The 21,532-nt window shown below is 69.4% G+C and carries 16 protein-coding genes; 4 read left to right on the forward strand and 12 right to left on the reverse strand.

Annotated features, from left to right (window positions below; translation table 11 throughout):
• Positions 1 to 4: 4 nt before the first annotated feature.
• Together ACZ6SF_RS09250 and ACZ6SF_RS09255 are read left to right on the forward strand one after the other, a co-directional pair.
• On the forward strand, positions 5 to 1,021 hold the full coding sequence (locus ACZ6SF_RS09250; protein WP_466061551.1) for a ParB/RepB/Spo0J family partition protein: 1,017 nt from the start codon (positions 5 to 7) through the stop codon (positions 1,019 to 1,021).
• A gap of 215 nt (positions 1,022 to 1,236) precedes the next feature.
• Positions 1,237 to 1,962, forward strand: a complete 726-nt coding sequence (locus ACZ6SF_RS09255; RefSeq protein ID WP_466062229.1) for a GNAT family N-acetyltransferase — start codon at positions 1,237 to 1,239, stop codon at positions 1,960 to 1,962.
• Between the two features lie 29 nt (positions 1,963 to 1,991).
• On the opposite strand, the gene ACZ6SF_RS09260 is transcribed toward ACZ6SF_RS09255, so the two are convergent.
• The 8 genes from ACZ6SF_RS09260 to ACZ6SF_RS09295 all read right to left on the reverse strand — a co-directional run bounded on the left by ACZ6SF_RS09260 (position 1,992) and on the right by ACZ6SF_RS09295 (position 15,145).
• Positions 1,992 to 3,185: an N-acetylmuramoyl-L-alanine amidase gene (locus ACZ6SF_RS09260; RefSeq protein WP_466061552.1), complete on the reverse strand. Its 1,194-nt coding sequence runs from the start codon at positions 3,183 to 3,185 to the stop codon at positions 1,992 to 1,994.
• 175 nt (positions 3,186 to 3,360) lie between these two features.
• Positions 3,361 to 3,693 (reverse strand): thioredoxin, encoded by a 333-nt coding sequence (gene trxA / locus ACZ6SF_RS09265; RefSeq protein WP_466061553.1) that lies wholly within the window; start codon positions 3,691 to 3,693, stop codon positions 3,361 to 3,363.
• A 69-nt stretch (positions 3,694 to 3,762) separates the two neighbouring features.
• Positions 3,763 to 4,752: a thioredoxin-disulfide reductase gene (gene trxB, locus ACZ6SF_RS09270; protein ID WP_466061554.1), complete on the reverse strand. Its 990-nt coding sequence runs from the start codon at positions 4,750 to 4,752 to the stop codon at positions 3,763 to 3,765.
• A gap of 88 nt (positions 4,753 to 4,840) precedes the next feature.
• Complete coding sequence (locus ACZ6SF_RS09275) at positions 4,841 to 5,701, reverse strand: hypothetical protein (protein WP_466061555.1); 861 nt, start codon at positions 5,699 to 5,701, stop codon at positions 4,841 to 4,843.
• A gap of 130 nt (positions 5,702 to 5,831) precedes the next feature.
• Positions 5,832 to 6,362 carry an RNA polymerase sigma factor SigM gene (sigM, locus tag ACZ6SF_RS09280; RefSeq protein WP_466062230.1) on the reverse strand — a complete coding sequence of 177 codons (531 nt, stop codon included), beginning with the start codon at positions 6,360 to 6,362 and terminating at the stop codon, positions 5,832 to 5,834.
• A 301-nt stretch (positions 6,363 to 6,663) separates the two neighbouring features.
• Positions 6,664 to 10,470 carry a lipid II flippase MurJ gene (locus tag ACZ6SF_RS09285; protein WP_466062231.1) on the reverse strand — a complete coding sequence of 1,269 codons (3,807 nt, stop codon included), beginning with the start codon at positions 10,468 to 10,470 and terminating at the stop codon, positions 6,664 to 6,666.
• A gap of 1,376 nt (positions 10,471 to 11,846) precedes the next feature.
• The gene (locus tag ACZ6SF_RS09290) at positions 11,847 to 14,426 is read right to left on the reverse strand and encodes a DUF6049 family protein (RefSeq protein ID WP_466061556.1); all 2,580 of its coding nucleotides are present in this window, start codon (positions 14,424 to 14,426) and stop codon (positions 11,847 to 11,849) included.
• Positions 14,427 to 14,446: 20 nt separating this feature from the next.
• Entirely contained in the window at positions 14,447 to 15,145 is a 699-nt protein-coding gene (locus ACZ6SF_RS09295; RefSeq protein WP_466062232.1) for an NUDIX hydrolase, read from the reverse strand.
• On the opposite strand from ACZ6SF_RS09295, the gene ACZ6SF_RS09300 reads away from it, so the two are divergent.
• Positions 15,076 to 16,536, forward strand: coding sequence for a CCA tRNA nucleotidyltransferase (locus tag ACZ6SF_RS09300; RefSeq protein ID WP_466061557.1), 1,461 nt, complete (start codon positions 15,076 to 15,078; stop codon positions 16,534 to 16,536). The genes ACZ6SF_RS09295 and ACZ6SF_RS09300 overlap by 70 nt on opposite strands.
• 15 nt (positions 16,537 to 16,551) lie before the next feature.
• On the opposite strand, the gene ACZ6SF_RS09305 is transcribed toward ACZ6SF_RS09300, so the two are convergent.
• Complete coding sequence (locus tag ACZ6SF_RS09305) at positions 16,552 to 17,343, reverse strand: hypothetical protein (RefSeq protein WP_466061558.1); 792 nt, start codon at positions 17,341 to 17,343, stop codon at positions 16,552 to 16,554.
• 180 nt (positions 17,344 to 17,523) lie between these two features.
• Here ACZ6SF_RS09305 and ACZ6SF_RS09310 point away from each other — a divergent pair, with 180 nt between their 5' ends.
• The gene (locus ACZ6SF_RS09310; protein ID WP_466062233.1) at positions 17,524 to 19,143 is read left to right on the forward strand and encodes a DUF4185 domain-containing protein; all 1,620 of its coding nucleotides are present in this window, start codon (positions 17,524 to 17,526) and stop codon (positions 19,141 to 19,143) included.
• 20 nt (positions 19,144 to 19,163) lie between these two features.
• Here the strand turns inward: ACZ6SF_RS09310 and ACZ6SF_RS09315 are convergent, their stop codons facing one another.
• The 3 genes from ACZ6SF_RS09315 to ACZ6SF_RS09325 are packed head-to-tail and all read right to left on the reverse strand — an operon-like array spanning position 19,164 to position 21,485.
• Positions 19,164 to 20,027, reverse strand: a complete 864-nt coding sequence (locus tag ACZ6SF_RS09315; RefSeq protein WP_466061559.1) for a 5-oxoprolinase subunit C family protein — start codon at positions 20,025 to 20,027, stop codon at positions 19,164 to 19,166.
• On the reverse strand, positions 20,024 to 20,686 hold the full coding sequence (locus tag ACZ6SF_RS09320; RefSeq protein ID WP_466061560.1) for a 5-oxoprolinase subunit B family protein: 663 nt from the start codon (positions 20,684 to 20,686) through the stop codon (positions 20,024 to 20,026). The genes ACZ6SF_RS09315 and ACZ6SF_RS09320 overlap by 4 nt, the downstream gene beginning before the upstream one ends.
• Before the next feature lie 43 nt (positions 20,687 to 20,729).
• Entirely contained in the window at positions 20,730 to 21,485 is a 756-nt protein-coding gene (locus tag ACZ6SF_RS09325) for a LamB/YcsF family protein (RefSeq protein WP_466061561.1), read from the reverse strand.
• Positions 21,486 to 21,532 lie beyond the last annotated feature (47 nt).

Raw genomic sequence — 21,532 nt, forward strand, 5'->3', positions numbered from 1 at the left:
GCCGGTGAGTCAGTCGAAAAAAGGTGGACTGGGGCGCGGTCTGGCGGCATTGATCCCGACGGGACCGGCCCCGGTGGCCGGCGGTCTGGGCACCGAGGCGGCCAATGCCGTGATCGGATTGGATCCCGGTCCTCGTCCCGCCTCGACCTATCTGCACGAGATGCCCGAGCCGGCGGAGATCGCGGAGCTGACCTCCGCCGGTGACGCGGTCTATCGGGAGATCGCACCCGACAAGATCGAGCCGAATCCTAAGCAGCCCCGTCAGTACTTCGACGACGAGGCTCTGGCCGAGCTCGTACATTCGATCCGCGAGTTCGGTCTTATGCAGCCGATCGTGGTCCGGGAGCTGGAACCGGGTAGTGACCGCTATCAGCTCATCATGGGTGAGCGGCGCTGGCGGGCCTGCCAGGAGGCGGGTCTCGACGCCATCCCGGCCATTGTCCGGGAGACCAACGATGACGCGATGCTTCGCGATGCGCTCCTCGAGAACATCCATCGCGTCCAGTTGAATCCCCTCGAAGAGGCGGCCGCCTATCAGCAGCTGCTCGAAGAGTTCGGGGTGACCCAGGAGGAGTTGGCGGCTCGGCTCGGCCGGTCGCGTCCGGTGGTGACCAATATGATCCGGCTTCTCAAGTTGCCGATTCCGGTGCAGCGCCGGGTCGCGGCGGGGGTGTTGTCCGCGGGGCACGCACGTGCGCTCCTCGGGCTCGAAGGTGGTGCGGACTCACAGGAGGTGCTGGCCGCGCGAATCGTCGCCGAGGGTCTGTCGGTGCGGTCCACCGAAGAAGCGGTGAAGCTGGCGAACCGGGAGGAGGAGCCGGCCAAGCCGCCGACACCGCGTCGGCCACCGATCCACTCCCCCGGTCTCCAGGATGTCGCCGACCGGTTGTCGTCCTCATTCGATACGCAGGTTTCGGTGAGTCTCGGCAAGCGGAAGGGCAAAATTGTGGTCGAGTTCGGATCGGTGGACGATCTGGAGCGGATCGTCAGCCTGATGCTGGAAACCACGCTCAACAATTGAAATTCGGCCTGTCGTTGGTGTGACCCGGCCCTCGACGAGAAAACGTCACTGTGACGGTGATTGTTCAGCGGGGTTGCACGCGGTGTAGGGCACGACCGAAGACCACAGTGACGCGAAATGAGGCGGGTTGGTTTGATCGCATATTCTTGCTTGCAAGAAAACCTTGATGCGGTGTGAGTATTGACGAATCGGATAGCTGGAGGCTGAGCAGAGCGGTGGCGACCAGCGTCACGGGACTAACCCTGGAGGGCATCAGTCGGTTACCGGCGCATGCCCGCCGTTGTGTGTTCTGGGAGATCGACCCCGCGGTGGCGGCCGACTCCTGTGAGTTCAGCGATCCGGTCTTCGAGAAGGAGGCCTGGATCTCGACGGTCATGCTCGAATGGGGTTCCTGCGGTCAACTCGCCACCATCGACGAGAAAACCGTGGGTTGCGCGCTCTACGCGCCCCCGCGGGTGGTGCCACGCGCCGGCCTGTTCCCCACCTCACCGGTGAGTCCCGATGCGATTCTGCTGACCACTTTGGGTACGGAATTCCCGGACCTCGACGGCGATATCGCCTACCGCCTGGTTCAGGGCGTGGTCACCGATCTGGTCCGCCGCGGTGTCCGCGCACTGGAGGCGTTCGGGATACGGGGCGCGCCGGCCAGCACCGCGCTCTCGGACCGACCGACCGGCACCATGCGGCTGATGGAGCGGATCGGCGTGCCGGATCGCGGCGCCCGCCGCTCGTCGCTGGACTGCACCCCCGAGAACTGCATGATCGAGGCCGACTTCTTGGAAGAAGTCGGGTTCGAGGTGGTGGCACCGCATCACCGCTTCCCGCGGATGCGGCTGGAACTCGACTCCGACCACGGGTGGAAAGAAGACGTCGAGCACGCCCTCGACCAACTGCTCGCCGCCGCGTCGATGACCGTGCCGACCCGCGTACTGACCTTCTGAGATAACGACCGGCGGGGCCGGGGAAATCGCTAGCGGCTGTCGGCCGCGGCGAGTTCCTCGGCCAGCAGTTCGGCGAAAGTGTAGGTACCGGTGGGCTGGTCGTCCTGGCCCAGCAGGTACAGCCGCTTCACCGAGATCAGGATGGCCTCGGCGATCACATCGCGCATCCGCGGGCTGGCCAGCACGGACGCATCGTATTGGTTGGTGACGTAGCCGATATCCACCTGGACGGTCGGCATCTTGGTGAGCCGTAGGAGATCCCAGGTACGCGGGTGGGTGCGGCAGTCCTGCAGCGAGGTCCGCGCCACCACTTCACGCTGGATGAATCCGGCCAGCACCTGTCCGATCATCGATACCGAACCGTGCGAATTACCGAAATAGAACCCGGCGACACCGTTGGCCATCGGGCTGGAATTGGAGGCGCAGCGCAGCGAGATCATCAGATCCGCGTCGAAGGCGTTGGAGGTTTCCGCGCGCTCCACATCGGTGGGGTTGCTCCCCCACGGACGCGACAGGAAGGTCTCCATACCGGTGGCGGCCATCCGCCCTTCCAGCCGGCTGGCGAGATCCCAGAGGATCTCCGCTTCGTACACATCGCCGAGTTCGGTGGGTACGGCACGGCCTCGATCGGACCCGCCGAGGCCCGGGTCGATCACGATACGTTTACCGGTGAGCTGGGGGCCGGCGCGGTGAACCACTTCTTCTTCGGCGATCCGGTGCGGGTTACCGCCGGTGACGCGGGCGCCGAGCAATTCGAGCGAACGCAGGGTGTCCGGCCCGCAGATACCGTCGGCGGACAGGCCGATCTCACGCTGGAACGAGGTCAGCCCCTCGTGGGTATGCGGTCCGAAGAACCCGTCGACCCGGTGCACATAGAAGCCGAGGTCCTGAAGCCGGCGCTGCAGCGTGGCGACATCGTCGCCGTACAGGGGGGCGGAGAGCTGGTAGATCAGAGTCCGGGCGCCCAGCCGATAGGACGCCTCTTTGAGCGCCCGGTAGGTGGCCGGACCGACCACCCCGTCCACCAGCAATCCGCGGTGCTGCTGGAACGCACGCACCGCGGAGTCGAGCTGATAATCGAAGGTGGCTTCGGTGTCTTTCCAATACTCACCCGCGCCGTCGGCGTCCACGCCATTGAGCGCGTGCAGGAACCCCAGACTTGCCAGGGTGCTCCGAACCTCTGCTACGGCTGGACCGGTGTCGCCGTGACGAAGTCGGTGCATGCGTGAGGGCCCTTCCTTCCGTCAATCCCGGGTACCCACTCATGCGACGGCGTACACCCTCGCACGACGGAGCGTGGTCGATTCTGTCAGACCCGGACCGGGATTCGACAATCATGGTCAGGGCATACTACGGCGCGTCGCCGTGTGACGGCCGCCAGATGACCTATTCGAGACGTCAGATAACGTCTTCGATTTCCCGCAGGAGTGCGGCCTTGCCCTTGGCCCCGACGATCTGCTTCACCGGCTTGCCGCCGGCAAACAGGATCATAGTCGGCACGCTCATCACCTGGTAATCGCGGGCGGTATCGGGATTGGCGTCGATATCGAGCTTGGCGACGGTGAGTTTCTCGGCGTGCGTGCCCGCGATCTCCTCCAGCACCGGGGCGACCATCTTGCACGGTCCGCACCAGGTGGCCCAGAAGTCGACCAGCACCGGCTTCTCGCTCTGCAGTACCGCGTCGACGAAGGATTTGTCGGTAACGGTGACCGTGTTGGTGCTCTCGGACATGGCGGTTCTCCTTGATCTCCACGTGGCAGTTCTGCCCGTTATGAGAGGCGCGCCTGCGGCGCGCGGGGGTCAGTTGGCTGCGGGCACCGCGACCGGATGGTCGGCGTGGGGCAGCGTGTTGCTGGTGATATCGCCTTTTTCGGCGAGCCAGCGCTCGGCGTCGATCGCGGCACGGCAGCCGGTGCCGGCGGCCGTGATGGCCTGCATATAGGTGTGGTCGACCAGGTCACCGGCGGCGAAGACGCCCTCGACGGTGGTCTGGGTGCCCGGATCGCGCACCAGCACATAGCCTTCGTCGTTCACCTCGACCTGGCCGCGGACCAGCTCGCTGCGCGGATCGTGACCGACGGCCACGAACAGGCCGGTGGCCGCGAGTTCGGAGGTCTCGCCGGTGCGGGTGTCGCGCAACGTCAGCGAGGTGACGCTGGTCTCCCCGTGCACCTGTGCCACCTCGGCATTGGTGTGGAAACGGATCTTCTCGTTGGCCTTGGCGCGTTCGAGCATGATGCGGGAGGCCCGGAACTCCTCGCGCCGGTGCACGATGGTGACGCTGGAGGCGAACTTGGTGAGGAAGATCGCTTCCTCCATGGCCGAGTCGCCGCCGCCGACCACCACGATGTCCTGGCCCTTGAAGAAGAACCCGTCGCAGGTGGCGCAGGCGCTCACGCCGCGGCCGAGCAGTTCCTGTTCACCCGGGACGTTCAGGTAACGCGCCGCGGATCCCATGGCGAGGATCACCGCGTGCGCCTCGTATACATCGCCGGAGACGGTGACCTTCTTCACCGGACCGCTGAGATCGATGGCGTCCACGTCCTCGGTGCGGATCTCGGCACCGAAGCGTTTTGCCTGCTCACGCATCTGTTCCATCAGATCGGGGCCCATGATGCCGTCGCGGAAACCCGGGTAGTTCTCCACCTCGGTGGTGGTCATCAGCGCGCCACCGAACTGAGTGCCTTCGAACACCAGCGGCTGGAGCTCGGCGCGGGCGGCGTACACGGCGGCGGTATAGCCGGCCGGACCGGAGCCGACGATGATCAGGTCGCGAACTGGCGTGCTCATGGGGCCCTTCCGGAGAAGCTAACGGGGACGTTTCGGTCAACAACAGGGTAGACGCGCTTTGTTCCCCCGGTAACCGCTTGCCCCGGTGTCAGCCGATATCGGTGGTGGCCAGCACCTCGGGGTTGCCCGGGCCACATCCGGGGCCGACCACCAGTGCGGTGATCTGGGCGCCGCCCCGCCCGCCGACCAGTATCAGCACGGCATCGTCGCGGCGTTCGAAGCGCATCTGGGTGGAGCCCAGCACCGGGCGGTCGATTCCGGCGGCACGCACGCAGGCGACGAGCGCGGCGGGATCGGAGAGCCGCCCGCCGACATCGTTGCGGCCGAGGGCTCGTAGCGCCACCGCCGTATCGAGTTCGCCACCCGGACCGGTGTTTTCGCCCGGCACGGGTGCGGCGGTCGGTGGTGCGCCACCGTCACCGGTGCGCAGTCCGACGAGGGCGGCGGCCGCGGCGATCGCTATCAGGGCCGCGGCGGCGAGTGTCCCCGCGAGCCGCCTGCGCCGCCGGCGGCTGTCCAGCGGGATCGGCGCCGCGGTGGCGGACCCGGGAGCGTGTGCGGCACCGGGGTTTTCGGTGGCTTCCTGTGCCCGTGGGGCGCCTATTCCCGAGGTGCCCACAACCGGGTCTCCGGACGGACGACCGGCCTCGTGAGTCGCGACCGGGGCGGCCGCGGGCGGGATCCGTTCCGCGGCCTCGCGGCCCAGGGATTCGGCGAGGTCTCCGAGCCGCGCGGCGATATCCGGCGGCATCGAGCGGACGATTTCGGCGGATCCGGACAGACCGGCGAGCGAGCGGCGCACACCGTCCAGGGAATCCAGGTAGCGCCGGGCCTCGGGATCCTCCCGGACCGCGGGCCACAGCCGGGCGCCCAATTCGGGATCGATATTGCCCGCGTGCAGGTCGGCCAGCAGTTCCGGAGGGAAGGGAGGCTGCGGAACGGGGCTCATGACCTTCGCACCTCCAATGCTCCTGGGTCCATCTGGCTCGGTTGTCGATTCCTGCGGCGGGTGGTTAGTACTCCCCCGGGTACATACCGTTCGGAAGGGAAAATATGTCACTTGATCTGACGCGGAAGACCTACATCCGGTTCCCCTCGGTGTTCAGCGAATCCAGTTCGGCCTTCAAACGCTGCCGGGCCCGGGCGCATCTGCTCTTGACGGTACCCACCGGCACGCCGAGCAGCTGCGCCGCGTCGGCGACGCTGTAGCCTTCCACGTCCACCGCCACCACGGCCGCACGCTGGTCGGGCGGCAGACGGAACAGTGCGCGTTCGAGCACGATGGAGATATCGATGCGGCTGTATTCGTCCGAGCGGTCCGATATCTCGGGCCAGACCTCGGGTGGCAGGACCACCGCGCGCTGGGCGCGGTTGCGCCGGATCCGGTCGAGGCAGGCGTTGACCACGATCCGGTGCAGCCACGTCCGCACCCCGGATTCGGCGCGGAACGAGCCCGCGTTGCGATGCGCGGACAACAGCGCCTCCTGCAGCGAGTCCGCGGCATCCTCGGGCGTATAGGAAACCCGGACGGCGGTCTGCCACAAATGGTCGTTGTGGCGGCGCAGGAGCTCGGCGAAGGCGTGCGGCGCACCCTCGGCGTGGGCGCGCAGAAGTTCGGTATCGGTCGTCGAATCGAAGCCGGATTCGGATGTTGCGCCCGCGCCGGACCGCGCGGTTTCCCCGCGAATCCCCGCGTTCGATTCGGACGCCAAAAGCCAACCCCTCGGACAGCGCTCACACCGGCAGCCATCGGCCGACTACTGGAACCAACTGTGTGGCAGCGTGCGAGACGAACCCCTCATCCCGCCGGCTCCCCTCCTGAGAGCGCGGGCGTGATCATATCCCGGGGGTGGACAGGGCGGCAACCGATCCGGTCCGGACCGGCGTGCGGCACGGACCCCGGTCGGGCTGTCAGGGTTTGGCCGAGAACCCGAGTTCGGCGATCGAACTCTGGAACTGGCCGCCGTTGTTACCCAGGCCGGTGACCCAGATCAGGACGTAGCGCGCCGCCTGATCGGTCTGGATCGGCACCTCAGTCACTCCGTCGCCGAGCACGGCGGTACCTACCAGCTGGGTTTGGTCCAGGGTGGGCGTTTCGGTGGGCGAGGTGCGGATCTCGACCGATGTGCCGGGGGTGGGCGAGGTGATCGAGACACCGGTGAGGGTGGTCGGGCCGGGCAGCGTCGCCAGCAGGCCGACACCCTTCTTCAGGGCCGGGAACTGCTGGAAGTACTGATCGGTGCGCCAGAAGGTGGCCGGGTTGCCGTCCGTGGTCGTGGCCGCGCCGGAGGGGTCGTCCGGGGTGCCCTCCGGGGAGAAGACGGTCACGCCGGTGGCCGGTACCGGCACCCCGTCGGCCGCGGGGGCCGTGGCCGACGGCGCGGCGGGACTGCCGGTTTCCTCCGGAGCGCGGCTGGTGGTGAGTCCGATGACCTGCTGCTCGTTGAGCGGTTCACTGGAATCACCCGGTGCGAAAACGCTCACCAGCCACCAGATGACGATGCCGACGACCAGGGCGGTCAGAATGCCCAGGGCCACCATGATCCACATCATCCGCTGCGACCGGTCGCGTTCGGCGGCCAGCAGTTCCGGATCGGCCAGGGATTCGTCGGCCGGGGCCGGGGTCCGCTGGCCCAGGCGCAGCACGGGGATGAAATCGGTCTTCTGATCGACCACCGAGGCCTGTTCCAGCACATGCTGGATGGTCGCGGCGGTCCGGACGCCCTTGTTCGGTTCCAGGGAGCGGACCGCGACGGCGGAGATCTCGAAGGGCACCTCGGGCCGGATCTGACGGGGTTCGATCGGGGTGCCGTCGGGGCCGTAGTCGGCCGGCCGCAGCCCGCCGACGGTCGCCGCGGTCCCGCTCATACCGCCGGTCCGCAGCGGCCAGCGCGCGGTGATCAGGGCGTACAGCATCGCGCCCAGACCTCGGACATCGCTCTGCGGATCGGCGTCGCCGAGGGTGCCGGGGAAGGCCAGCACGGCGTCGCCGGAGGCGCTGATCCGGATGCGGTCGGGATGGTCGATCGACAGCGCGCCGCCACTGCGGTGCGCCATCTCGGTGGCCGAGGCGAGTACCCGGATGGCACGCGCGGCCCCGATGGGCGACGGCACCGTTTCCGCCATTTCCCGCAGCGACCGGCCGGGCGTCCATTCGGCCACGACGATGCCGCCGGAACTGCCGCGGACCACGTCCAGTACGCGGGCCAGGCCCGGGGAGTTGATCCGGCCCAGCCGCAGGGTCCGGGACAGGATGGCCTGCGGGCCGTCCTGACCGGAGTTGCCGCCGGACTTCTGATCGGCGTCGACGAAGGTCAGCGCCACTTCCCGGTCGAGCTTGATATCGAGCGCCTGCCAGAACTTCAGGCCGCGGGACCCGCCGTGGTTGGCGAGCAGGCGGTAGCGCCCGCCCGCGACCGAGGCACCGGCGATGAGTTTCGGTCCGCGCTGGACCCGGCTCGACTGGGTTATCGGCGGCACCGGGATCATTCCGGTGTCGTAGACCGAATCGGTGGCCGACACCGTGGCCCCGGTTCGCTGGACGTGCTCTTCGGACATCTGGTCCTCGGCAGCGTCCGGTTCTCCGGCCGATCCGTACCGGACGGTCTCGTCCTCCGGGTCGAAGCCCGCGCCCTGTTCGGTCCCGTAGTCCGATTCGGGCGCGGACGGTCCCACCTCACGCTGATCGCGCGGGTCGCCCGGCTCCGAACTCTCCGGGGGAACATCGGTGGACAGGCGACCGCTCGCCGAATTCCCAGAAGAATCGGCGGCTGGGACCTCGCCCACCGCGTCGTCGCTCACCCTCGGACCTCCTTCGCCCTGGTATGCCGCAACTTCGGCGGATCTGCCACTTGTGCCTGTCTGCCGAACAGGGTACGGGAACTGCCCGGGACCGGTGCGGTCAACCGAGTCCGGCCGGATCACCGGCAACACCATTGTGCTCTGCGCGTCCATGGCCGAATCGAATCCGGAGTACGCCAGGTACGGATCGGGGCGGCGCAGAATACGGGTCGTGTGCTCTTCCCCGGCCGGAATATCGAGGTCGATCGGGGGCGCGGGCGGGGTGATGCCCAGCCGCCGGGAGACCGCGACGGTGATCGCGACCACCTCGGGGATCCCGGCCAGGCGCATCAGCCCGAACGCCACCGCGAACATCACGATCGCGGTGATACCCACCCGGATGAACGAGCCCGGGCCGCCGAGGGATTCGGTGAGCCGGTCCAGCCCCATGACCTTGTCGGCGATCAGCATGACCGCACCGCCGGCCAGCGAGGCCAGCAGCACCCGGCTGACCGTCCGTCCGACATTGGCCATCCGCAGATCACCCAGACTGCGGTGCAGCAGATACCCGCCGATCACCGCGCCGACGGTGAACCCGAGGCCGGTCGCGACACCGAGCACGATGACCACCTGCTCGCTGCTGTCGGCGATCACCGGGGCCAGCGCGGAGAACAGGATCTTGATCGTGGTGATGCCCAGGATGATCCAGGTGGGTGTCCACACCTGCTCGCGAGCATAGAACACCCGCAGATGGATGAGCACCAGCGAATACGGGATCAGCGTGAACGCCGAGAAACTGACCGCGGTGCCCAGGCGGGAGGCGTCCTCGGCGAACCGGGCGTACCCGAACAGCGCGTCACCGACCTGCGGGCCCGCCACCGTCAGGAACGTGACGATCGGGATGAGCGCGATCATGGTGAGCCGGGTCGCCGCCGAGAGATCGTCCACCACCGCGGGGGTGTCGTCGTTGGCGGCGTTGCGGCTCAGCCGCGGCATGATCGCGGTGAGCAGCGTGACGCCGATGACGCCGTAGGGCAGCTGCAGCAGCAGCCAGGCGTTCTGATAGATCGCCGGACCCGCCTCGTCGGCATGCGAGGAGACGTTGTTCGCGAAGATGCCGCCGATCTGGCTGATCAGCACGTAGAGGATGATGGCGCCGGCCATGGTTCCGAACTGCTTGAGCCGGTCGTCCAGACCCCACAGCGGGCGCAGATCGATTCCCTGGCGGCGGATCGCCGGAAGCAGGCTGACCGCCTGCACGATAACGCCGAGCGTGACACCGCAGCCCAGGACCAGCAGTTTCGGATCGCTCATCCGCACCGGGTCCAGGGTGATCTCCCCCGGGGTGAGGGCGTACAGGCCCAGGACGACCAGCACCACCAGGTTGTTGAGCACCGGTGCCCAGGCGCCCGGTTTGAACGCGCCTCGGGTGTTCAGAATCGCCGTGAACATCGCGGACAGGCCGTAGAACAGGACGGCCGGTACCAGCAGGAAGGTCAGCGCGGTGGTGAGCGAGGTGTTGACCTTGCCGTCCGCGGAGACGAAGACATGGGTGGCCAGGACCGGCGCGGCCGCTGTCGCCAGCACCGCCGCCGTACCGAGGACGACCGAGGCCGCGGTGACGAGCCGCCGGATGAACGCCGCGCCCCCGTCCGGATCCTCCTGTTCGGCCCGCACCAGGGTGGGGACGACGATCGCGGTCAGCACCGCGCCCAGCACCAGCTCGGCGATCATATTCGGGATCAGGCTGGCCGAGGTGAACGAACTGGCGATGGCCGGGCCCAGCACCGCGAGCAGCAGCAACTGCTTTCCGAAACCGGTGATCCGGCTGATCAGCGTCGCGATCGCGATCGACCCGGAATCCTTGAGCAGTTTCGACTGACTGTTGTCGGGTTTATCGGCCGCATCCGGTTTCTCGTCCACCGCGACGGCCGCCATCGACCCCGTACCCGGCCGGTTGCGGCCGGCCGCCGCGGCGATCCGCTGCGGTGTCGGCCGTTGCGGGGGCGGTCCGGGCGGCACCTGGCGCATCGGTTGCGATACCGGGGCCTGGCGTTGCGGCACCGGTGGTTGTCCGGGGTGCCCGGGCGGGACCGGGGCCTGGCGTTGTGGCGGCTGGGGTGGCCGGCCGCCGGCCCCGGGAGGTGCGGACCGGTCGGCGGGCGGACCCGGGCGGACCGGTGGGCGATTGGGGTCGGCGGGCGGCTGGACCGGGCGCATCCGCTGTGCCCGGAACGGCTCCGACGCCGGTCCGGCGGACGGTGCGCCACCCGGAGTCCGATCCGCCGGTGGAGGCAGTCCGGGGCCGGGTGGGCGTGGGCCGCCGGGCTGCGGCCTACCCGCGGGCCCCGGCGGTGGACCCGGGCGCTGTGCGGGGGGCGCCGGGGGCCGCGGTCCGGGCGGTTGCGCCGGGGGGCGAGATCCGGACGGAGAATTGGGTGGCGGCACGGCGGGCCGTGATCCGGACGCCGGGTTGGGTGGCGCCGCGCCGGGACGAGGCGGCGACGGTGGATTGGGAGATGCCGAGGGTGGGCGGGGGCCGGCCGGGTCGACGGCCGGGCGGGACCCGGATGCCGGATTCGCGGGCGGCATCGCCGGCCGGGCGCCGGGGCGGGGATTCACCGGCGGCACCGCGGGCCGGGCGCCCGACGGCGGGTTCGCGGACCGGGCCGGGGGGCGTGGCCGCGCGTCGGGGTGGCCGGGGGTGTAGCGGTCCTCGCCGGGATGTGGTCCGGGGCGGGGTGTGGGCCGGGGGCCCGGGGGCGGTTGCGCCGGCGGATGCTCGGGGCCGCCGTTGCGGCGCAGTTGCGGCGGCGCTTCGCGGAACGCTTCGGGACGGTGCCGGTCGCGTTCGGTCTCGCCCGGCCGGCCGCTCATATCCGGCTCCTGCTCGGAAGGTGGGGGAACGCGCTCCCAGGGTGCGCGAGGGGCCCGGCGGCCTCGCGGGGCGTCGGGCTGTCGACCGGGCTGTTGCCGATGAGCGGAGGATTCATCGTCGCTCATCATGCCTCCTGTATCGCCCGGACCCCCGCTTGCCGGTTGTCCCCTGTGTCGCGTCGAACATTGCCGCCCCGTGCACCGAACTGTACGGTCCGTGCGCGCGCCGTATCCGACCGCGCACCGGCATCCGGACATAGCCGGACCACCGGTGCGCGCACTCTCTCCATCTTCCACGGGTGATGGCCGCCGGTCACCCTCCCCGATTGCCCGGGGGCCGGGCGGGGACCGCCGTCGGCGACTGTGATCGGCTGTGAACCGCAGATCACAGGGATATCAGGGTGGCCGGGGCGCCGAGCGGGCCCCGCGCCGGGCTCCTACACCCGTTCGCGCCGCCGCGGCCGCCGGCCGGGCGCCGCCTCCTGTGCCTCATGGCTCAATTGGGCCTCGGGCCGGGATGAGCCGTGCCGCCGGGCCCGGCCCAGCCGGATGACCCGGCGCCGCATACCGGGATCGATACCTTTGTCGGCCGGGTCGTGCTCGCCGTGGAACCGACGCCACAAACGGCGGCCGGCCAGCAGGAACAGCAACGCGGCGGCACATGCGGTGATGATGGCGAGGATCTGCCCGTAGGCGTTCGACCGCACCGAGATCGATGTCGCGTGCCCCAGCGGGACCCCCTCCGGGGTGCTCAGCGAGATCGGCACGACCAGTTTGCGACTATCGCTGACCTCGGTGGGAATCTGGAACGACCGGGTGCCCCGGGGCGGCAGCAGTTGCTCGCCGATATCGGTGATCTTCGTTTCCGGCGGCGCATCGATGCGGAACCGGATCCGCATGGAAATGGGCAGATCGTTCCGGGCCACCAGCAGCAGCGGGCTCGACTCCGACGCCAGCGTGTATACGCCGCCTGGCGGCAGCACGGTCACCGACCGGTAGATATCGTCCACCGCGGCGGTCGCCTTCTCGATCCGGCGCCACGCGAACACCTCGGCCTGGGCGGTCGGGCCCCCGCGCCGATCCGACAGCGACAGCGCCCGCACCAGATCGTCACGCAGCGGGTCGAGGAAGGCGTGCGGAGTCGGCTCGGTATCGGGTACCTCGACCATCGCCTGCATCAATTGCGTCATCCGGTGCGATTGGTCGCGCGCGGGTCCCGCGAAATGCGGGGGCACCGCCTCCACGGCCGCTTCCGCCAGCGGCGCCAGCTGGTAGGGCGCCGGATCGGGATTCTGGCCGATGAGCTCGCCGAACGGGCGCGGATCCACCAGTTTGCTGTCGCTGAGCAGCGTGAGCTGACGCAGCACCGCGGCCGCCTCGTCCCGGTTCGCGCCCCACTGCTGCGGCGGCATGATCAGCTGCGACCGCGGCCGGCCGGGATCGGGATGCAGCGCCTGCCACGACACCGCGCCCAGCGCATCCTGTAGCCGGGCGGTACGGGAATCGTTGGTCACCGGGTACCTGGCCTGCTCGGGCACATAGGCCGGGGTGGGCGGATTGGATCCGACCCCCGCCAGCGCGGCGGCGGGCCAGATATCGAAGGTCGCCACCCGCAGCGCCGGATCGGTGCCCGGCCGGGCACCGGAAGCCCGTTCCGCGGGCGGAGCCGCCGAACCCGGCTGACCCTCCGCCGGCGCCTGATCGCCGGCGGGAACAGCATCCGGCGTACCACCGCTGTCGGGCGCCGGGGTAGGCGGCGCGCCCGCGATCCCGGGCAGCCGGACCATATCGGGGACCGCGGCGTACGGATCGCCCACGCCGCCCTCCGGCGCCACCGCGTTACCGGCCAGCACGGCGGTACCGAATCCCTGGGCCTTCAGCAGCTGGGCGCCGCCGGGATCGAGACTGCTGGCATCGGGGAGGCTCACTCCGCGCACCGATCGCGTGTTCAGAATCGAATCGACGATCGAGGCGGGCGCGTCCAGCGCCCGCGCGGTGAGGGCGGGATCATTCGCCGCCGCCAGCGCCGATACATCCACCTGGGCGAACGGCAACGCCACCGTGCACATCGACGACGCCAGCGTGCGCAGCCGGTCCAGCCACTGTTTCGCGGCGTCGGTGCCGGTCCCGGGGCGGGTGGCGCCGTCGGGGTCCGACGGGCTCGCCAGCACTCGATAGTCGCTGGTCATCGCCTGCACCGTCAGCAGCAGGTCGGGGTCGATCGCCAGGCAGACCGCGGACGCGGGCCCGTCGGCGGCCTGATCGGAGCCGAAGACCGACTCCAGCGCGCCGACCAGTTCGTCGAGCCGTCCGCCCCGGCTCAGCGACGCCGCCAATTCGTCATCGGTCAGTTCGACGGTCCGGTCCAGTTCACCGGTCTGTCCCGCCACCATGCGGGGCCGGTCGGCCAGCGGCCACAGCACGGTCGCCGACACCGGTGGATGCCCCGGCGCGGGTACCGGCGGCCCGCTGCCGTCGGCGGCGGCGGGCAGCCCGAGCACCGGCAGCAGGAAACGCGCATCGTCCAGTCGCGCCTGGCCGCCGTAGTCCGGGGTCCCGTTGACGTTCAGCAACAGCGGGTACACGCCGGGTTCGGTGACGTTCAGCGAGGTCCCCGACCCGTCGCGCAACGGTACCGACAGCGTGAACTGCTGCCGCTGGCCCGGCTCGAGGCGCCCCGCCACATCCTGGAACGGGGTCGGAAAATCATAGTTGACCTGGTCGAGCTTCAAGGTGGTGCGCAATTCGCTGGCATCGGCGATCGCGCGTGAGCGCTGCACCCGTACCGCGACCGCGTCCACCCCGCGGTCGCCGATATTGGTGACCGTCCCCGTCACCGTCAGCATCGGATCACTCTCCGTGGTGACCGTGCCCGGGTTCACCGAATCCAGCGACAACTTCAGGAACTGCGGGGTCGCGGCGTCCTCGGCCGACCCGGTCGGCTGCGCCTGCACAGGGGATACGAGCAGGGCGGGCAGTGCCGCCACCGAGCCGAGGATGGTCAGGATCACGAGCATGATCCGACTCGCTCCACGCGTCATCGCTTGCCGGTCTCCATCCGGTCGATCAGGCGGTTCGCCACCTCGGCCAGCCTGCGCTCATCGGCATAGGCCAGCCTCGAGTTCAATTCGCTCAGCGGTACCCAGTCGACCTGGGTGACCTCCACATCCGCGTCCGATAGTTCACCACCGACCGAACGCAGCAGAAAATGGTGCACTGTTTTGTGTACCCGCCGCCCCTCGGTGACGAACCAGTAATCGATACTGCCCAATTCGGCGACCACCACGCCCTGGATACCGGTTTCCTCGGCGACCTCGCGAATAGCGGTCTGCTCGGAGGTTTCGCCCTCTTCGATATGTCCTTTGGGCAGCGACCATAGCAGCCGCCCGCGCCGGTCGGTACGGCCGATCAGGGCGGCACACCGCTTATCCGCGGGCCCGTCCAACCCGTCGACCACCAACCCCCCGGCCGAGGTTTCCCGCACCGTGCGCATACGCGGCTTCGCCGCACCACCGGCCGCGCCACGGCGCCGGGGCTGGCGGCGTCGACTGTTCGCGCGATCGGCCGGAGACACTACGCAATAGTAGAGGAGTGTTTGTTTGCGCCGCCTCCGGCGGCGCGGGGCCCTCGGCCCGCGCGCCGCGGGCGCGGCAATAAACTCCTCGTGTGGTTTCGACCGAGTCCGACGACGTTGTGCAGGATCGCCGTACCCGTTTGCTCGCGGCGGCGGCGATATCGCTGGGCCGGCTGTCCGATGTGCTGACCCCGCTGGGCGAGATGTTCGCTGCTCGCGGGTTCCAGCTCTATCTGGTCGGCGGGAGTGTGCGGGATGCGATTCTGGGCCGGCTGGGCACCGATCTGGATTTCACCACCGACGCCCGGCCGGAGGCGGTGCAGGAACTGCTACGGGGGTGGGTCGATCAGTTGTGGGATACCGGCGGGCTCGCTTTCGGGACGGTGAGTGCGGCCAAAGACGGGCAGCAGCTGGAGATCACCACTTTCCGTAGCGACACCTACGACCGTGTTTCGCGTAATCCCCAGGTCAGTTTCGGTGACGATCTGGAAGGCGATCTGGTACGCCGGGATTTCACCGTGAACGCCATGGCCGTGCGGATCGCCGCCGACGGGGCGCTGGAGTTCGTCGATCCGCTGGGTGGAATGACGGCGCTGCTGGAAGGGGTGCTGGATACGCCGGCGGCTCCCGAGGAATCGTTCGACGACGATCCGTTGCGGATGCTGCGCGCGGCGCGTTTCGTTTCCCAGCTGGGTTTCCGGGCGCATCCGCGGGTGCGGGCCGCGATTGTGGAGATGGCGCCGGAAATCGATCGGATCACCGCGGAACGGGTCCGGACGGAATTGGACAAATTGATCGGCGGGGCGCATCCGATCGACGGTATCGACATGATGTGCGAAACGGGCCTGGCGCAGCGGGTGCTGCCGGAGGTGCCGGCGATGAAGCTCGAGATCGACGAGCATCATCAGCACAAGGACGTCTACTGGCATTCGCTGACGGTGCTGGAGCAGGCGATCGATCAGGAGGAGGGCGACCCCGACCTGGTGTTGCGCTGGGCGGCGCTGCTGCACGATATCGGCAAACCGGATACCAAACGCAATGAGCCCGGCGGCGGGGTCAGTTTCCACCATCACGAGGTGGTGGGCGCCAAAATGGTGCGTAAGCGGATGCGCGCGCTGAAGTATCCGAAGCAGTTCACCGAGGATGTGGCCCGCCTGGTCTTCCTGCATCTGCGGTTCCACGGGTACGGCAAGGGCCAGTGGACCGATTCGGCGGTGCGCCGCTATGTCACCGATGCCGACGAGTTGCTGCCGCAGCTGCACAAATTGGTGCGCGCCGACTGCACCACCCGCAACAAACGCCGGGCGGCGGCGCTGCGTGCGACCTACGACGACCTAGAGACGCGGATCGCCCGGTTGCGGGAGCAGGAGGACCTCGCCCGGGTGCGTCCCGATCTGGACGGCAACGCGATCATGGAGTTGCTGGATCTGCCGCCGGGTCCGGAGGTCGGGCGCGCGTGGCGGTATCTCAAGGAGTTGCGGCTCGATCGCGGTCCGCTCACCCGGGACGAGGCGGAAACCGCACTGAAGCAGTGGTGGCAGACGCAGAGCTGAGCGGAGACGACCCGGTCAGAAGACGATCAGGGTGGTTCCGGCGACGATCGCCGCACGGATCTGCGCCAGATCGAACGAACCGTCGACCGGACCCAGTTCGATGGTGAATCGCACCAGGTCGCCGTCGCGGACGGCGCTGCGGACGCGCGCTCCGTGCGGGAGTTCCGCGATCCGGATCGGGTTCATCGTGCGCCAGCGGCGCGGTACCGGTATCCCGGACCACCGGGCGCGGTGCACGACCAGTTCGAGGGTGTCGTCGGTGACCGAGGCGTCGAGTTCGGCGGTGATCCGTTTGCGGCGGTGCACCGCGTGGATACGGCCCGCGGCGGTGACGGAGAGGTCCCATTCCCGTTGCCGGTCGGCGAGCCAGCCGAGTACCGATTCCACGGTTACGGTGCCCTCGATATCGACCCGGTTCGCACGCACCCGTGTCGGGACCCCCGGTACCAGCCGGACCTCGTGCGAGATCACCGTGACCTCGTGGATATGGCGGTGGTCCCAGCGCAGTTCGCGCAGCACGGCCTTGGTCTGGAAATGCGCGCCGCGCCGCCGGACCTTCAGGACGTCGAGGGTGCCGGTCAGCCGGTGCCCCAGCAGGGTGGCGCTGATCTCCTGGCCGCCGAACCGGCTGAGGATGCCCTCGCTGAGCACGGTGAGCAGGGTGTCGGGCAGTAGCGCGGTGACCGTCCCGGCGCTCAGATCGGCGACCGGCTCCACCCAGGCGGTGGTATAGCCGATCCACTGTTCCAGCCAGGACGGCTCGAACAGTCGTTTGCCCAGGTCGATCGGATCGAAGTACGCGGCCATGATCGCTTCCGAGCGTACTGGCCCGCCGGGCGCGCGCCTACGCGAAAGTCGGCGAGGTCACGTCCGCGGTGCGCCCGCGGCGTGGCCGGGCCGACCGTCTGTTCCGGCCGGTACCACCCGATTCGGGTAAGTTCACACCGGCAATACGGCTCGACAGAACGGTGAACTGCTGTGATCGCTGTGGCGCAGGAGTTCCGGCCGCGCCGGTGCGGACTCCCGTTTCTCGGCCTGGTTCTGGTGGGCTGGCTCACGATTCCGGTGTCCGCGCATACCGCCCCGTTTCCCTGGGCGCCCCCGCCGGTGAACGTCTGCGGGGAGGTCGGGCTCGATCCGCTCGCCCGGGAACCCGATCCGTCGATCCCGCCGGCACCGCCGGTGCAGATCCCGCCGCAGATCGATATCCCGGTACCGGTCCCCCAGTTCACACCCGTGCCGATCCCCGATCCGCCGCAGGACACCACTCGTATCACTCCCGAACCGCTGCCCGCCGATCCGTGCCGGAACCCGTGCCCGGATATCCGGGACACCCCGAAGCCGGAACCGCAGAAGGAGGGCGCGACCGATCCGTCGCCGCAGGCCCCGGCCCCGGACAGCGGTTCCGCCTCCGGAAGCGGTCCCGGTAGCGCGACCGGCTCGGGTCCGGGTTCGTCCGATCCGATAAAGCTGCCGAAGATCCAGATCAAACCGGAGATCGAACCCATTCCGATCCCGGTTCCCGGTGGTCCCGGCGACGAACCGCAACCCGCCCCGCCCCCGGCCGCGCCCCCGGCCGAACCGGGTCCGGCGGCGGCGCCCGCGCCGCTGCCGGCGGTCGAATCGGTGCGTCTGGTCGAACAGCTCACCGGGCCCGGTTCCCCGAACCGGACCGATATGCGCTGGCAGGTCGACGGTACGGATCTGGGTCTGATGTGGGAGACGAAACCCGGCCAGGTCGCCGTGGTCTTCGGCGATACCTTCGGCGCCGGCTGGCGTCCCGGCGGTGTGGGCGCTCCCGACCAGGACTGGCGCAGCAATGTGCTCGGCTACAGCACCGACCGGGAACTGTCCGACGGGCTGACCCTGGACGGCATGGTGCAGGACAGCCGCTGCCACGCGGCCGAGTTGCTGGGCAGCCGCAAGATCAAGAACTGGGAGACCACCACCATCCCGACCTCCGGGTTCGCCCTCGGTGACCGGCAGTATCTGTCCTATATGTCGGTGAACCGCTGGAGCCGGATCCCCGGGATGTGGTGGACCAACTACGGCGGGCTCGCCTACTCCGACGACAACGGCGCCACCTGGATCAAGGATCAGCATGCGCGCTGGGAGAACCTGTTCGGGCTGGGCCGGTTCCAGGTCGCGGCCATGGTGCCGCACGGCGACCACGTGTACATGTTCGGCACCCCCAACGGCCGGATCGGGATGCTCGGCCTGGCCCGGGTGCCGGCCGATCAGGTGCTGAACCGGTCGGCCTATCAGTACTGGGTGAACGGCAACTGGATGCCGGCGGCGGAGTATCAGGCGACCCCGCTGGTCCCGGGCACGGCCAGCGAGGTGTCCGTCCGTGTCGACCCGGAGACCGGTAACTGGCAGATGGTCTATCTGGATGTGGTGCGCGGTGAGATCGTGCTGCGGACCGCCGGCGAACCACAGGGTGTGTGGACCGAGCCGGTGCGGCTGGTGTCGACGGCCGATTATCCGATGGCCTACGGCGGGTTCATCCACCCGTGGTCGACCGCCCGGGACCTGTATTTCACCGTGTCGTCGTGGACGCCATACAACGTCTTCCTCATGCACGCGCGGGTGAATCCGCCCGCGTGAACTCCGCGGGGTGAAGGTTGTCAGCGGGTGGGCGCGACGCGGCGGAATCTCAGCCGCTGACCGGGCCGGGCCTGGGCCATCCGGTCGATATCGGCGTCCGCGACCACCGCGATCACCGGATATCCCCCGGTGATCGGATGATCGGCCAGGAATACGACCGGTTGGCCGCCGGGCGGCACCTGGATCGATCCGAGTGCCATGCCCTCGGTGGCGAGTTCGGTGGCGGAGACCCGGCGCAGCGGCGGTCCGTCCGCGCGTTCGAGGCGGGCGCCGACCCGGTCGGTATCGCTGCCGACCGCCCAGGTGCCCGTGAACAGGGCGCCCGGGTCGGTGAACCAGTCGTCGCGGGGGCCGGGCAGGGCGCGGATATCGAGTGTCGCGGGCGGTTCGGCCCGGGGCGCCTGGTCCACGGCCGGCCACGCGCGCGGCTGTGGACCGGTGTGGATTAATCCACCGGCCCGCAACGGCGCCGGCCCGATTCCGGACAGGGTGTCGTAGCTGCGGGAACCCAGAACCGGTGCGACGTCGACTCCGCCGCGTAGCCCGAGATAACTGCGCAGACCGGTGGTGGTGAACCCCAGCCGCAGGCGCTGCCCGGGTTCCAGTACCAGCAGGCTCGCGTGACCCACCGGGGTGTTGTCGACCGTGGCCGGTGCGGGCGCCCCGGTCACCGTGACCACCGCCCTGTCCCGCGCACGCAGCACCAGGCCGCCGAGCAGAACTTCGATACCGGCGAACCCTTCCGGATTGCCGACCAGCCGATTCGCCAGCCGCAGGGCCCCACGGTCGGCGGCCCCGGCCGGTCCGACTCCGGAGTCGAACCACCCCGGCCGGCCCAGATCCTGCACCGTGGCCAGCGGGCCGACCTGCTCGATCACGATCATCGGAGGGTCTCCGCGTCGACGAACCGGACGTATGCGCCGGCCCGGATCAGCGCGGGCGGATCACGTTCGGTATCCCACATGGTCAGATCGGTGCGGCCGATGAGCTGCCAGCCGCCGGGCGTCGCCCGCGGATACACCGCCGAGTATCCGCCCGCCAGCGCGACGGCCCCGGCCGGGATCCTGGTCCGCGCGCTGGGCCGTCGCGCGACGCTAAGGCGCGTATCCGGCGAGGTCAGATAGCCGAATCCGGGTGCGAACCCCACGAAGGCGCAGCGCCAGGTGGTACCGGTATGGGCCGCGATCACCTCGGCGGGCGTGAGCGCCAGTTCCCGGGACACGTGGTCGAGATCGGGCCCGTCGTAATGGACGGGTATCCGCACCGGGTCGGAGGATTCCGCCGATGTTCCACGGGAAACATCGGCGGCCCCGGCGGTATCCGTCCCGGCCACGAGGCGTTCCAGAACCGGGCGCACCCGGCGGGCCGCGGCTTCCGAATCCAGTGTCACCAGAACGGTTTCGGCCGCCGGTAAAGCGTCGACCACCCCCTCGGGCAGCCGCTCGGACAGTCGCGCGACCAGGTATCCGACCCGCGCCGGATCCTCCGGGGTCAGCAGGAACGCGTGGTCGCCGGCGGGGCGCACCGGCACCCGCCGCCGCACGACTTCCGTTCCTCGCGACAATCGCCTCACCCCGTTCGGCCGCTCAGGTGAAGGAGGCTACCGCGATTCCCGCGTCGTCGAGTGCGACCCGGATACGCCGGGCCATCTCGACGGCGGCCGGTGAATCGCCGTGCACGCAGATACTGTCCGGCGATACCGTCACCGTGGAATCGGCGCCCGCGATCCGGGCGGATCCGGTCTCCGCCAGCGTTATCGCCTGGGCGACGGCGTGATCGGCGTCGAGGACCGCGCCCGGCGTGCCGCGCGGCGCCAAGCCGCCCGCGGCGGTGTAGGCCCGGTCGGCGAAGCCCTCGCCGACGAACCTGATACCGGCCAGAGTCGCCGAATCCTCCAGCTGGGTACCGGCCGGCCCGAGCAGCGCGAGCGAGGAATCGTATTCGCGTATCGCGGCGACCACGGCGTCGGCGAGTTCGGCGTCGGCGGCGGCCGCGTGATACAGCGCCCCGTGCGGTTTCACATAGCGCACCCGGTCGCCGGCGGCGCGGGCGAAACCGTCCAGAGCGCCCAGCTGATACAGGGTTTCGTCGCGGAGTTCAGCGGGCGCGACGGCCAGCGCCCGGCGCCCGAATCCGGCGAGGTCCCGGTATCCGATATGCGCTCCGATCCGCACTCCCTTCTGCACCGCGAGGCCGCAGGTCCGCCGCATGATGGTGGGATCGCCGGCGTGGAATCCGCAGGCGATGTTCGCGCTGGTGACGATATCCAGCATGGCCGCGTCCTCCCCCATCGTCCACGCCCCGAACCCTTCACCGAGGTCACTGTTGAGGTCGAGCCCCATTGCCACTCCTCCTTCGCGCCTGCCCTCATTGTTCCCCGATCCGGTCA

The sequence above is a fragment of the Nocardia sp. NPDC049935 genome, from assembly GCF_055586645.1.